The organism is Parabacteroides sp. PM6-13 (assembly GCF_029892605.1).
Classification (GTDB): Bacteria; Bacteroidota; Bacteroidia; order Bacteroidales; family Tannerellaceae; genus QVMG01.
Genome location: NZ_JARXWF010000028.1, coordinates 1 through 13,288 on the forward strand (window position 1 = coordinate 1; position 13,288 = coordinate 13,288).

Genomic DNA, 13,288 nt, shown 5'->3' on the forward strand with positions numbered 1-13,288 from the left:
AACGAGGTAAACACAAACACCTGCAAAAAGAGCCAGCCAAGCCCCGCCATCATCAACCAGAAGACCACGTCGACCAGGATATGCGCCGCTTTACGGAGGATGGGTTTGAGTGTTTTCATTGTTTTATTGTTTACTTTGTATCACTTGGTGTTACTACCAGAATCGTTGTTCTCCCTCTTTATATTCAAATATCCGTTCATCCTTTCCGGTTGTATGATTCTTCAGATATAATAAGGCAGTCTGAGGAACTTCATACACCAACGAATCAGTTTCTGCTTCTATTCTTCCGGAAGAGACCCATTCTCCCTGATTGTTATAAAACAATTCATATACATTTCCAGGACGAATAAAATTATCCTGATTACGGGCCGTATAAACAATTCTCCGGATATTCCGGGGTTTTCCAAAATCCAATCCTGCCCAGCCTCCGCTGGCCAGGTAATAATCGAATGAAGTATTCGGATCACCATCAAAAAGATTCGGATAATCATGCGTTTCCCTTTTCTCTTCATTGTTAGGCGTACCAATCGGTTTACCAGTTAGCGGAACTATCGTATCATTTCCGAAAAAAGCGATCTCTGCCATATTGCAATAACTATCCGGAGCTCCGACATAACGTATATATCGATATTCTTTCTCATTCACAAGATCCGCCACATTCCATAATCTGACTGCTCTTTGTTCTATAGTAAACAAGGTGTCTTTTTTTACAAAATTCCGGTCATTGCTCCCTTCGAAGATACCACCGATTACACGTTCCGGATAAGCATAGGCAAGCCTGTATTTATGTAATAGAACAACTTTTTGTGGTTCACATATTGTATGATAATAATAAAGTATATCATCCTCTTTCCCCATCCGGAAGGGATTGCATAAGAGGAGGAAACGACCATTCTCGTAAGTAGCCAGACAATAGACAATATCGCCTTCCATATCAGGACATATGATACGACCGCCTTTACCCTTTTCTGCGACAGCAACCGGCTTCCACTCCATCCGCGAGGAGAGACATATATAGATCGGTTGATTCTTTTTCGGTCTACGAAACAGCTTTTCTTTCGGAATAATGATTTCTTTCGTGTATTTGCCTGTATAATGAGGTGTTGCGTCGACATACATAGCATGCGTAAAACGTGATGGTATTTTTTCTTTTGCATTTTTGATTCTGCTAACCAGTTTCCGGTTCTGACTAAAAGTCTGTCGGAATACTTTCCCTTTCTTCCACCAATAGGTATCTGCCGGTTCCATGACCCGGGAAGCGTAGGTGATACATCCGAATTGGCTTTTCCCTTCCTTGTCCAGGATAAAGTTCCATTCGTGCCCATTGTTGTCATCTCCCCGCGTAACCATATAATCCCTTCCGCAGGGAATACCGAGAGCACGGCATATATAAATCAGGGCATCTGTACTTTCGCGGCAATACCCCGAACGCAGATTGACTATTTCCGGGCCGACATGCGGACCGTGGAAGATATAAGAAAAAAGATAATCACCCCGGTTTTTGATGGAGTCAAGCAGGATATTGGTCACAAAAAGCGGGTCTTTCGCTTCCGGTTTATGACGGACGGTATCGAGTATAGGGTTGAACTCTTTGTAAACCTTTTCGCGCCAGCTTACCAATTGTTCATCTCCGACCCGGTAAGGCAGGACATATTCGCAGAAGTCTTCAAAGGATATCGATTCACCCCAAGGTTGCTCTTCCCATACCTTAAACGACCAGTCGATATTTTCAATCAGGTAATCAGCCGTAATCGTCTCAATGTCTCGCTTAAAGTCTGCCCGCTGATAGCTAAATGCACCGTATTTCGTATTCACAGAATCCATGACATCTTCGGGGTAGTACCTTCCGGTACTATGTATTCGATACAACTGGTGGTAATTATCTACCGCCTCACCGTCGTAATAGTAATGCCAAGGCAGGTTCTCAATCAGAAAGGTGGCTGCCCGCAATTTCAGGCTATCGGAAGGAGAAGCGGAATAATGAGCCAATACCTTCTCTAATTCGGACCGGTTGGAACCGGCCAAGACCATTGCGGTTTGCAGAGGCTTACTCTGAGGCGTGCAGGAAAGTAATAGAAGTAGGGATACTATGTGAACGATTTGAAACTTCATTTTTTTATGTAGATAGTATATTGTTTAGTAAGATTTTTATACGACTTCATAGAAACAATCGGTATCTTCAGGTAATCATCTACTCTCATATCATTTCCGGAAGTGATACAAGCAAATGACCGGATTCCCTTGAGATTCATCCAGCTTTTCAATGAATTCTATCACTTTACCTTGCATCGTACTTTTTGTGTCCTGCCTTTCAAAAAACTGCTTCATATCCGTAATTTGCTCCGCAGTAATATAGCTAATTAAGCATTCGTCAGTAGCCATGCCATTAAAAGAGCTAAATCCGCCAAGCATATTATTTCTTAAGTATCCGGCATACAATCGCTTTTCTTGTTTATCATATAATATACTTTCTTCTTTTATCTCATCTATTTTCATATTGATAAAAAAGTAGCGTGTGTTTTCCCAACAGTTATTGAATCCATGCACCGGAAAGTATTTGCTAATATACTCAGTAGATGATTCCGAAGTATCCATGAGAGAAATGTTTTCTGTTTGGGGCGGATTCTTTTTACCAAAGTCCAACACATATTTCACTTCCACACCTTCATCCGATAAAGTATATATATAATTTGACAGAGGATCGTTAAATAGCAGTTCACCCGAAGCGGTTCGGGTAAAGGCATTATTTCGTTGATAGATCGGGAGTAATTTGCCATTAAGAAACGGATATCCGGGAATTTTCATCTCCATCTTGCCGGTTGAAAGATCTACATAGTTCAGCAACAGGGGATCCCTGTTGTTATCGAGTGCGTTTTGTCCATAAACCGCTCCTTTGTTATCCAATAAGGCAAATTTGAACCCTTGACTTTCAACACTGATTTGATCTAAAAACTTCCCATTCAGATCGTACCACATCAATTTGGGAGGATAGGTAAACAAACAAATAAGAGAATCTTCAAGTGAGAGATCAAATCCTCTCAAATTGACATACTCCTGAGGGCCTGCTCCCCTGTCATCAATCTTCAAGAGAGGAGTACCGAAACGATCAAAAACAAACAGTTGATTGCTCTTATCCGATATAAAAAAGCGATCAAAAGCAAATTTGACATTGAAATAATCTGTTAAAAACGCATCATGAAGCGTATCTAAGAGAACTATCTCTACCGAATCGAATAGGAAAGAGTAGTCAAAATCGATATTTTGAGCCTTTTCATACTCCAGGACAATGGCATTTTCCGGAAAAGAAGCGTCTTGCCTTTTCTCTGTACAAGAAAAGAGCGCAAGACAAAAAGCGAAAACAAATAAACTCCTTCCTATAGCATTTAAGCAGGAATCCAATCTCCCCATGACCTATCACTGTTAATATGTCTATAATACTTCCCTGCAGAACATGCAGAAGAGCCTCCTTCGCTGCAATCTACGACTATTGACTGTTTATAAAGTACTCCATTTTCGTAATAATTAGATGTCACTTTGTCTTCATTATATGCTCCATCCCCTTCTCCTCTAGCCAATGCTTCAATATTTGCCAGTCCAAGTTCCGATAGAAGAACTTTATTTTCATTCTGATATACATTCCATCCTGCAGCAGCCGCTATCACAGCAATCATAACTATTCCTAAAAATTTTCGTTTCATATTTTTTATATTTAAATGTTTGTAATTTTTTATATGCTTGCAACCTGTCTACTCTTTTTCGAACGATTGTATAAGAGAGTATAAGGAGATGTTACTTCATGTGATTCTACTATTTATTCGTTTTTCGGCTTAGCTCTTAGAATTTTACTTTGAGTATTTCTAAAACAATACGATAAATAAGCCTATCAAAACGCTATCTTATGAAAGAAGATAACTGGATTGTCTTCTTCACTTAATAATCCACCTTCGTTTTTATCAGACTTAAACTGAGGATCAAACATAAGGACTATACTTGCATGTAGATGACCGATCAAATAGTCGTTATGAAAGCCCAATGGTTCGGAAAACAAAAAGGGATATTTGTCCGTGGGACTGAGGCTGCAAGTGAGAGTTCCCTTTGTTGTTAAGTCAATAAAAGACAGATTGTTTGTATAGTTGTAATGGTATAGTATGTATATTTTATCGTTTTTCTCACAAACGTAGTTTATCCTTTTTACAAGTGATTTGTTTGCTAGATCTTTATATAATTTGTCAAATCCTATCTCTTCGAAATCGGAAGGAATACGGTCTTTGGTGTTAAAACCTATCGTAGCAATTGTATGAACAGAGTCTTTGCATGCTTGATAAACCCGATGATCATATTGTTGAGTGATTAATAAATTTCCGTTAGATTGCCTATTGAATGGAGTAGGGGGATATGAAAAACTTTGATTCCTTTCAAATGGTAAAAAAGAATTAATTTCTTTACCTTCTTTGGAATAGATAACAAGGTTCTTTTGTTTGTTGTTTGAGTAGTTGGAGTACAAATAGATGAAATCCTCATCCACATGAGTGTAATCATAATAATCATCAAGGCTCATATAGTCTACAAAGCGAGAGTCTTTCGTGTACTTTACTATCTTTTTGTCAACCCTCGACAAGATATAAACATACTCTTTGTCAACGCAAAAATCCGATGCGTCATGATACTCCTCAGGGCCGTCACCTCGCTTGCTGATTTTATTCAGAAAGAAACCTTTATCCGAATATATCTGAACAGTAAAGTTCTTCTTGTCCAGTATGTATAAATTGTTTTCTTCATCTATATATAGTTTGTCAATTCCTGAAAGTAATATGTCATCAGATGTTTCTAACGCAATATATGTGTACGAGTTTATCAAATCCTCCACAACACCTTGCTCGAAGTTTATCTGAATAGTATTGGGAGAGATGTCACGTTGCTTATGCTGGCAAGATAAGCATAGCTGAAAACAAACAAACAAAAGCATGAACTTTTTCATTGTATATATTTTTTGTATGGCATGAATCTGCTTCGACGTATAACGATCAAAACAGATTCATAGCGCTAATTTTTAGTCAAATATCCATTGCCATACTTGGGCACATTCAATAGGTGTACAAGTGAAACTTCCTCCTTTCGAGCAATACAGACCTCCTTCAAACGTAAGAGACCCATTGACTTTAAGTATGTTTCCTCCTAAAATTTGTACTTTCCCATTCCCATAAATAGTACAATTAAAAGGATGCCTATTATAATTTGCGTCTAAACCTCCCCCCGATTCTTCGTTAGCTAACGCTTCCACATTCGCCAAAGCCAAATCAGATAGAGTTAGATTTTTATTGTTTTGAATAATACCCCACCCTGTAGCAACAGCTATCACTGCAATCATAACTATTCCTAAAAATTTTCGTTTCATATTTTTGTTTTAACTTGTTTATAAAATATATTTTTTGCTGTTTACAACCCATCTACTCTTGTTCAACAGGTTGTGTTGTATTTTGCTTTTAATTATTTACCTTTGCATGACCTCCTTTTCTAAATTAGTGGGACTGGTTGGGGGAAATTGCTGTATGATTGCAAGCCATGAAGCAATTCTCCCCTCTTTTATCTCCCACCTCCTCCTTTTTCAATTATTTCATAAAACACTAATACAGGATTATCATCTTCCAATACATTTTTTAATTGCCTTGGTATTAGATCCGGATGAGACTCCATTCGCTGGAGAATTTGTTCGGGATATACTATGGAGAAGAAATGCTTTCCTGAAGTACCGGATATAATGGAATACAAAGGTAAATTCCTTGTTGGCACATCAGATACTCTTGTTCCACAATATAGTAATCTGTCATTCGCTAAATCAAAAAAAGCAGTCTGTATATACCCTTCTTTACTGAATGAAAAGTGTAAAACATTATTTGCAATATAAAAATCTGTCAACCCAAAAGAATAGTCGGAACGACTCAATACCACCGGATCTATTTTTCCTGCAATCTTTTCCATTGGAAGAAAATTGGGCAATGAGATATCCAAAAAAGGAGTTATCCCACCGTTTTCCAGTATATATACTTTTGAATCAAAAGGCTTATTGTATAAAGGATGGGGCTCGTTGTGAAAAAATGGATGTCCATCTCCCATGCCAAAATAATATTCTGAAATCGCATCGTGTGGAAGATAAGAGGCATCAATGTCTGCGCCATCACTCGAATAGAAAAGAAAAAAATGCTTCTCCTTTTGTTTGGGGTAATTAAAATGGTCTGGTGTATGAAAGAAAAACCCTTCCGGTGTAATACAGATCCTGTTAGGGGATATATAAGTAATAGGTTTATCATAGAGATATACCCCGGTAATCATATTATAAAAAGACAAACGCCGTTTCCCACTATCATAAGTGACCAACTGTTTGTTTTTCTTATCTATTGAAAAATCTATAATATTCGCAAACTCTTTTGGGCCTGCTCCTCTTTGATCAATGGAATATATCGCTTCCCCATTTTTATTAAAACAGACTATTTTGGGGCTGCTATCAAGTATATAAATACAATCATCAGAGATTAATACTCGACGTATTTTATTTAGCAGAATTTCATCCGACAAGGAGATGTATGATGTACACGAAATCACTCCATGAGCGCCCGTCTCTCTATTGATGTCATTTGTTTTTATCTCAATTGATATAGTCTCTCCAGGAGTTTGTTTCATTTCTTTTTTCTCCATCGATGTCTTACTGCCACATGACAAGAAGGAAAAAACGAAGCAAAACAACAGTACAATATATATATTCATTCTATCCTTGATACTAAAAAACCACACCACATGGAACAGGAGTACACGTGCATGATGGGCAAACATACTGCTCATAACAAATATACTCTACACTGGAAGTAAACATACCGCCGCCAAGTTCTAATTTGCATCGTTCCTGTTTCCCTATTGTACCAAGGGGGGGAGGATTACCACCAGGAATCCATTCCCAATTAGCCAACGCTTCTACATTTGCCAGCCCTAATTCTGACAGAATGATTTTGTTTTCACTCTGATATACATTCCATCCTGCTGCAACTGATATCGTTACAATCATAACTGTTTCTAAAAATTTTCGTTTCATATTTTTATATTTAAATGTTTATAAAATATATTTTTTGCTGTTTACAACCCATCTACTCTTGTTCAATAGGTTGCCTTTTTCGGGTTTATACTATTTTGCCTATTACCTCCTTTGCTTTACGCTCCGCTAAGCAAGCGTTGGCTCTTTTTATGGACGGAGTGAGATGTGGAGGAGGCTGATTCTATTGCTTCAAGCCTTAAAGCAGTTTTCTTTTTTTGTAAACAAACAATTGTTAATTAACTCTTTTTAGTTTATATTTAACTATTATCGGATTTGAATCATCGTTTATTTGAGTGAATAACGAATTGTTTTTTTCTTCTTTTATAGTTTCTGATATATAATATAGTACAACTTGTGAACTGATAGCACCAATAAATTTGTCTTCATATGCAGCCAATGGAGAGCTGAATAGTGGAATAACAGTGTCCAATGTTATTTTGTTTCCACCTATTAATTTGCCACTCAACTTATCTCTAAAAACAAACGTTTGGTATGCTTTTTTATTGTAATCATTATAAATGGCAAAATATTCATGCGTTCTATTTTCTACATAATCCCCCATATAGTAATAATAATTATTGCTTCTCAACGCATCGAGCATTTCTTTTGTGCTCATCTCCATATATTTGCTTGGGATTTCTTTTTTAGAAAAGTCTAATTGATATTTTTCTTCCACTGCCAACGTGTCTATATACTGAAATATTTTGGTGGAAAATTTAAATGCAAAACTCACATTCTTATCTAAAGAGCTTGTGTAATCAGTTATGCCATAATTGAGTGTGTTAGAATAATGGAAAGGGAAGCCGGCAGAGATAATGCGAAAATTTTTATCTGTAATAAATACTTGCATTGCTGATAAATCAGCTAAATGTCCGTTTTGATTTGGTATGGTAACGAACAAATAACCATTTGCCAGAACTCTGAAGTTTTTAAAATTGAAAGGCAACAATTCCCTTTTTACAAAATTCCCTTGATAGTCATAGAAAGAAAGCCCCTTTCTGTTGTATACAATCAAGTGACCATTTTCTTTATCAACAGCAATATCTCCTGGATTATAAATCTCTTCAGGCCCTTGACCTGTTGGTATTCTTTTTACGAATCTCCCGTCACTTAAAAAAATGAAAACATTTTTCCCAATATCCGAATCAAATATAAAAAAATAATTTTCAACACATACCAATTTGTTTATTTCTGCTATAAGTGATTCATTTGTTGTCTCGAGTGAAATAAATTCGACACTATCCACCAGTTCTTGTGCCGATATTTCTTTTTCGGATAAAAAGCCGTTGAAATCTAACTTTATACAGTCCCCATCAAAAATCCGCAATGGTTTTACACTGCTCAAACCTAATTGTGCTATTTGCTCATCGGTAAATTTCGGACTATCCTGCACTTTCCTTTCAGAACATCCTAAACACAAAAGAACAACAAAGACGAATATACTTTTTCTCATAATTTAAATCCTTCTAACGATTGCCTCGAACAAATGCTATGCAACGAGACATAAAAATTTGTCGAGACAATCTAATCTACAATTATTCAGAACATATTTGAGTAGAACAATTTTCACTTCCACCATCGTGACAGATTATTCTTATGCCTTCCCATTCCACATAATAAAAGCCCAAATTTATCCCCTCGGTACATTTCTTTGTTTCTGCCCATTCATCTTTTGTAGTACCTTGGAATGGCCATAAATACCATGGGTTTTCATTATTAGCCAACGCTTCCACATTAGCCACCGCTAAATCCGATAATGTTATTTTTTTGCTGTTCTGCCTGATTCCCAAGCTTACTGCAACCGCAATTGCTGCAACCATTACAAATCCTATGATTTTCTTTTTCATAATCTTAATTATTAAGATGTTAATTAATTTAATTCTTATCCATAACCTCACCTACTTTCCTTCCGCGGATTATGGGTTGCGTCGTAAACACATGCCTTACTCACTTATTAGAAAGTGTATAAGGTTTGTATATAGGACGCCAGACTTTTGTCCTTTCAGTATTTCTAAGTATTTTTTCATAAGATAGGATGCGCCTCAACATAACTCAAGCAAGCTTGGTTCTGTGTTCAGCTTTCACTATCTTTGCTCATAATGAGCGACCTCCTTTCTTATTAAAAGGGCAGGTTGTGGGGGATTGCTGTTAAGATGTCAAACTGTAGAGCAATCTCCCTCTCTTTTTTACCTGTCCTCTAATTATACTTTAATTCATTCACTCTATACTTTGTGCGCCTTTGTGTTACTTCGTGGTTAATAATACTACAAAGAGTTTTTTACCACGAAGTATCTCTAAGTCACACTAAGTTTCTTTTGTATTAACGTTCTTCCGGTCTCTTTTCTTCTTTGTGTGCCTTTGTATTACTTCGTGGTTAATAATACTACAAAGAGTTTTTTTACCACGAAGTATCTCTAAGTCACACTAAGTTTCTTTTGCATTAACGTTCTTTTCCGGTCTCTTTTCTTCTTTGTGTGCCTTTGTATTACTTCGTGGTGAATAATACCACAATGAGTTTTTTACCGCGAAGTATCTCTAAGTCACACTAAGTTTCTTTTGCATTAATGTTCTTCCGGTCTCTTTTCTTCTTTGTGCGCCTTTGTGTTACTTCGTGGTGAATAATCCTACAACGAGTTTTTTACCACCAAGTAACACGAAGGCGCACCAAGTTTCTTTTGCGTTAAAACACTTCTCCACTTATCGTTAGCTTTATCCATTTCTCCGTATTACACTTAACGGTAATGGTTTCGCTAAAGAAGCCCGTATCCTTGGGGGTATAAACTACCTTTACCTGCAATGTCTCTCCGGGTTGTGCCGGATGTTTATCGAAACTCGGTGAGGTGCAGCCACAGGTGGTGGCCGTATCCATGATCACCAATGGCTTCTCTCCGGTATTCCGGAGGGTAAAAACCACCGTCTTGCTTTCGCTCTTCGCAAAGGATCCCAGGTTGATTTCTGTTTGCTCCGCCTCGGCGGTGGTGCGGATCGGTTGCTTCGTTGTAGAGGGGGTGCCAGTGCCTGTGATCTGCTTTAGGTAAAGATCTTTTACCGCCAGGTTATGGATCGGGTTGCCGATGGTCACCACCCTATTGTTGCTATCCAATAGAAACGTCTGGAAGGTGATATCGGAGGGGAAGCCGTTGAGTTTATTCAATCGGTCTTCTCTGTCTACACAAACCGGATAATCAAAATTATCTCGTTTCAAAAGATAACGAATCTCTTTCTGATCCGAAGACTGAAAGAAAAACAGGAAAGGCACATGCCCCTCAGAAATGGAATCCACCTGTGTAAATATAACATTGTTTTTAATTTTTCGGCAAATGAAAAGAACATACATGTAAATTCCAAAAATATTTACTGAGATTTTACTGAGAAGTTCATTTCTCAGTAAAATCTCAGTAAAAAAGATTATTTTTGCCGTTGAAACAAAGTAGTGTGACGTATGAAAATGTATCAGAAGACAGGTATTACCATCATTATTCTTTCTCTAATCTGCGGAATAAGTATGCTATTTTTATATGAAAGAGCTCTACAACGTGGGGATACTTCCCTTTTTCATCAGGAGAAAATACAGCAATTATTTGAAAAAGCTATTCAGGATGACTTGGAGGAACGGGCAAAGGGTTTTCCTCGTCTCTTTGTAGCTCAGCCTGGCAGCTCTTCATCCAAAGAGATAACCATCATCAAAGAGGATACGGTTATTACCCAAAAAAAGGATGAAGAATATATGTCTTTAACCTTTGAGGAAAAGAGTAATTTAATGTTACAGTATTTTCTGCATGGAGCAAATCCCCTCAATATTCAAACATTTGATTCTATTTTCCAGGCGTTACTCCAAAAAGAAGAGATAGAGCTGAAAAGCGCTATCTGTTATTATGACGGTAGCCAGTATGTCTGTTCCACCCATGAACCTATAGAGGAATTATCTGCGATCTATACCTATTCAACAAAACTCATCCGGATCGGTCGTGCGCCGGAAATGACCTTGCAGGCGTTTTATACCCCCTCTTCTTTTGTATTTCCTGTGTATGCGATGTGGATAGCTATAAGTCTGTTTGTTTTGGTCTGTGTCACGGTTTTGTTTCTTTTTATTTTACATAGAAAGGATAAAAAGAAAGTGGCCAATGCCTCTTTTCTCCTTACGAATGACCGGGAATGGGAAAAGGATTCTGTGGAGATTTCTAAGAATTTCTATTATTGCAATCGAAAGGGAGCGGTTTATAAAACAGTAGATGGGCAGCCTATTGACAAGGCGTTATTAAGTGGCAACTCTAATATTCTTTTTCATGCTTTGCTGCAAAGTCAGGAAAGATACTTAAGTCTTCAGGAAATTGACCAGTTGATTTGGAAAGAGGATTCCGCGAATGCCGATAAGCGTGCTCAATTAATCAAACAATTACGAAAACAACTCTCTCCGATTAAAGAGATCCGGGTGGAAAACGAACATAAGAAAGGTTATCGACTTATTATTTGTTCATGAATTATGTGCGTGAAAAATCCGAAACTTGATAAAGGTCAAAATAGATTGTTTAATTATTAATCGATCATATCGATTGTTCTTTTGTCACGAACAATGCTAGTGGCGCTTATTTAACATTCGAATAAATACATTTTAATATATCACTTATCAGAATTGGGATTGTCATCCTGCTAATTTTGAGAATCTTCTGAATCATTATTCTAACAAGATGGTTTATTTTAATCTTTAGGGTATTTTTACAAATTGGAAAGTTTGAAAGGGGAAAGGAGTGATTAATGATTAGTGAGGAGAAAGGAGAAGGGGGGGGGCTTCAGATATTGTAAGAATTGAAGATGGGCAAGGTGTACTGAAATGAGTTAAATCCCGCAGGGATTTCCTATTCGTAACCCTCGGTAAGAGAGCGAAGCGAACGACCGGGGGTATTCCGCTAATAATAACGAACGAACCCGGAATGGGTTCAACCCGCTTCGGGGTTGCTTGGAGAGTAGGTCTTGTCTATCTGCCTACCTACCGCGGGTTTGCTTCGCTACACCCGCGGTTACGAATAGGAAATCCCTGCGGGATTTATATAAAAATCTTCCAATTTTGGAAGATTGGAAGGTGGGGATCGCGCTGGCAGCGCGAGATTATGCATAACCGTATGCAAGCGTAGCGCAGCTTACGGTATAGCGACTACCTGTCAATCAAGCGCCACAGGTGCGAGATCTGCCATAATCCCGCCCCATGCGGGGCTTTTTATATAGATGATTCTCTACCGTAAGCTGCGCTACGCTTGCATACGGTTATGCATAATCTCACGCCTGCGGCGTGCTTTCCCACAAACCTTCCCATCTTCTCCCTTTCTCCTTTCTCCTTTCTCCTTCCCATCTCCTCCGATTTGAAGAAAAACCCCGATGCCATCTGTGCCAACCTTTCCTATTTGCTCTGCGCCTTCGGCTAAGCGATCTTCGATTCCTTTCTCCTTTCTCCTTTCTCCTTTTCTCCCTTCTCCTTCTCTTTCCCCCTTTCCTTTGCACCTTTGATTACAACCCTGGCAGGTGAAACTGAATGATGGGGTCGTCGCTGTTGACATCGGTGGCGGTGAGGAGGCCCCGGGCTTCGTCGATATGGAAGCCTTCGATGGGGTGGTCGAGGGTGTATTTGCGCAAAGGGCGTCCCGTCAGGTCAAAGACATAGATCATGCGGCAACCTTTTTCGGGCTCTTCCTCGCGTTGGTAGGCGGCCATTTTCTCGTCGAAGGTGATGCCGCTGAAGGAGGCATAGATATGTTGGTCGGTCACCTGCAAGTCACTAAAGCCCATAATACCCTGCGGAATGGCCTCTCTTTCGTGTATGCTGATCTGCGGATCGCCCTGCTTGCCTTTGATGATGGCTTGCGTCTCCCCGGTGGCGGAATAGATCTCGATCACTTCGCCCAGCTGGGTCGCCATGACCACCAGCCCTTGCGGGTGGTAGCCCATAAAGCTGCGCCACCCTTGTGCCAGGGCGGGCCGTGCCAGGTCGGTAAACTGTTCGTGCGCAGGGATCGTGCCGTAAGAGGCCTGGTAGGCTCCTGTCCGGTCGATCCGGTGGAAACGGTGTTCGCCGGCATAGTCGGGAATAAAAAAGCCCGTTTCCATCGGCAGAAAATCGAGGGTGCGGATCAGTGCTTTATCGATGGCGATCGCCTCCTCCCGATGGGCTATGCCTTCGGTGGCATCGATCCGCCAGCGGGTGATCTCCAT

The 13,288-nt window shown here is 39.1% G+C and carries 12 protein-coding genes; 1 reads left to right on the top strand and 11 read right to left on the bottom strand.

Going from position 1 to position 13,288, the window contains the following annotated elements; translation table 11 throughout:
• Positions 1–153: 153 nt before the first annotated feature.
• From M2134_RS15570 to M2134_RS15615, 10 genes are all read right to left on the bottom strand, one after another.
• Positions 154–2,112 carry a hypothetical protein gene (locus M2134_RS15570; RefSeq protein WP_280752101.1) on the bottom strand — a complete coding sequence of 653 codons (1,959 nt, stop codon included), beginning with the start codon at positions 2,110–2,112 and terminating at the stop codon, positions 154–156.
• 90 nt (positions 2,113–2,202) lie between these two features.
• Entirely contained in the window at positions 2,203–3,408 is a 1,206-nt protein-coding gene (locus M2134_RS15575) for a 6-bladed beta-propeller (RefSeq protein ID WP_280752102.1), read from the bottom strand.
• The gene (locus M2134_RS15580) at positions 3,384–3,698 is read right to left on the bottom strand and encodes an NVEALA domain-containing protein (protein ID WP_280752103.1); all 315 of its coding nucleotides are present in this window, start codon (positions 3,696–3,698) and stop codon (positions 3,384–3,386) included. The genes M2134_RS15575 and M2134_RS15580 overlap by 25 nt, the downstream gene beginning before the upstream one ends.
• 185 nt (positions 3,699–3,883) lie before the next feature.
• Positions 3,884–4,978, bottom strand: coding sequence for a 6-bladed beta-propeller (locus M2134_RS15585; protein WP_280752104.1), 1,095 nt, complete (start codon positions 4,976–4,978; stop codon positions 3,884–3,886).
• Positions 4,979–5,050: 72 nt separating this feature from the next.
• Complete coding sequence (locus M2134_RS15590) at positions 5,051–5,395, bottom strand: NVEALA domain-containing protein (protein WP_280752105.1); 345 nt, start codon at positions 5,393–5,395, stop codon at positions 5,051–5,053.
• Positions 5,396–5,583: 188 nt separating this feature from the next.
• The gene (locus M2134_RS15595) at positions 5,584–6,693 is read right to left on the bottom strand and encodes a 6-bladed beta-propeller (RefSeq protein WP_280752106.1); all 1,110 of its coding nucleotides are present in this window, start codon (positions 6,691–6,693) and stop codon (positions 5,584–5,586) included.
• Between the two features lie 82 nt (positions 6,694–6,775).
• Entirely contained in the window at positions 6,776–7,084 is a 309-nt protein-coding gene (locus M2134_RS15600) for an NVEALA domain-containing protein (protein WP_280752107.1), read from the bottom strand.
• Positions 7,085–7,316: 232 nt separating this feature from the next.
• The gene (locus M2134_RS15605; protein ID WP_280752108.1) at positions 7,317–8,537 is read right to left on the bottom strand and encodes a 6-bladed beta-propeller; all 1,221 of its coding nucleotides are present in this window, start codon (positions 8,535–8,537) and stop codon (positions 7,317–7,319) included.
• Positions 8,538–8,619: 82 nt separating this feature from the next.
• Positions 8,620–8,931, bottom strand: a complete 312-nt coding sequence (locus M2134_RS15610; protein ID WP_280752109.1) for an NVEALA domain-containing protein — start codon at positions 8,929–8,931, stop codon at positions 8,620–8,622.
• An 833-nt stretch (positions 8,932–9,764) separates the two neighbouring features.
• On the bottom strand, positions 9,765–10,367 hold the full coding sequence (locus M2134_RS15615) for a DUF1573 domain-containing protein (RefSeq protein ID WP_280752110.1): 603 nt from the start codon (positions 10,365–10,367) through the stop codon (positions 9,765–9,767).
• Between the two features lie 159 nt (positions 10,368–10,526).
• On the opposite strand from M2134_RS15615, the gene M2134_RS15620 reads away from it, so the two are divergent.
• Positions 10,527–11,564 (top strand): winged helix-turn-helix domain-containing protein, encoded by a 1,038-nt coding sequence (locus M2134_RS15620; protein ID WP_280752111.1) that lies wholly within the window; start codon positions 10,527–10,529, stop codon positions 11,562–11,564.
• A gap of 1,022 nt (positions 11,565–12,586) precedes the next feature.
• Here M2134_RS15620 and M2134_RS15625 read toward each other — a convergent pair.
• The coding region (locus M2134_RS15625) for a BF3164 family lipoprotein (RefSeq protein WP_280758216.1) at positions 12,587–13,288 on the bottom strand (702 nt) is incomplete at its 5' end.

What these genes read in the sequence shown, in the direction of transcription:
- M2134_RS15570 (WP_280752101.1), bottom strand. Translation starts at nt 2,112, where the DNA reads ATGAAGTTTCAAATCGTTCACATAGTATCCCTACTTCTATTACTTTCC.
- M2134_RS15575 (WP_280752102.1), bottom strand. Translation starts at nt 3,408, where the DNA reads ATGGGGAGATTGGATTCCTGCTTAAATGCTATAGGAAGGAGTTTATTT.
- M2134_RS15580 (WP_280752103.1), bottom strand. Translation starts at nt 3,698, where the DNA reads ATGAAACGAAAATTTTTAGGAATAGTTATGATTGCTGTGATAGCGGCT.
- M2134_RS15585 (WP_280752104.1), bottom strand. Translation starts at nt 4,978, where the DNA reads ATGAAAAAGTTCATGCTTTTGTTTGTTTGTTTTCAGCTATGCTTATCT.
- M2134_RS15590 (WP_280752105.1), bottom strand. Translation starts at nt 5,395, where the DNA reads ATGAAACGAAAATTTTTAGGAATAGTTATGATTGCAGTGATAGCTGTT.
- M2134_RS15595 (WP_280752106.1), bottom strand. Translation starts at nt 6,693, where the DNA reads ATGGAGAAAAAAGAAATGAAACAAACTCCTGGAGAGACTATATCAATT.
- M2134_RS15600 (WP_280752107.1), bottom strand. Translation starts at nt 7,084, where the DNA reads ATGAAACGAAAATTTTTAGAAACAGTTATGATTGTAACGATATCAGTT.
- M2134_RS15605 (WP_280752108.1), bottom strand. Translation starts at nt 8,537, where the DNA reads ATGAGAAAAAGTATATTCGTCTTTGTTGTTCTTTTGTGTTTAGGATGT.
- M2134_RS15610 (WP_280752109.1), bottom strand. Translation starts at nt 8,931, where the DNA reads ATGAAAAAGAAAATCATAGGATTTGTAATGGTTGCAGCAATTGCGGTT.
- M2134_RS15620 (WP_280752111.1), top strand. Translation starts at nt 10,527, where the DNA reads ATGAAAATGTATCAGAAGACAGGTATTACCATCATTATTCTTTCTCTA.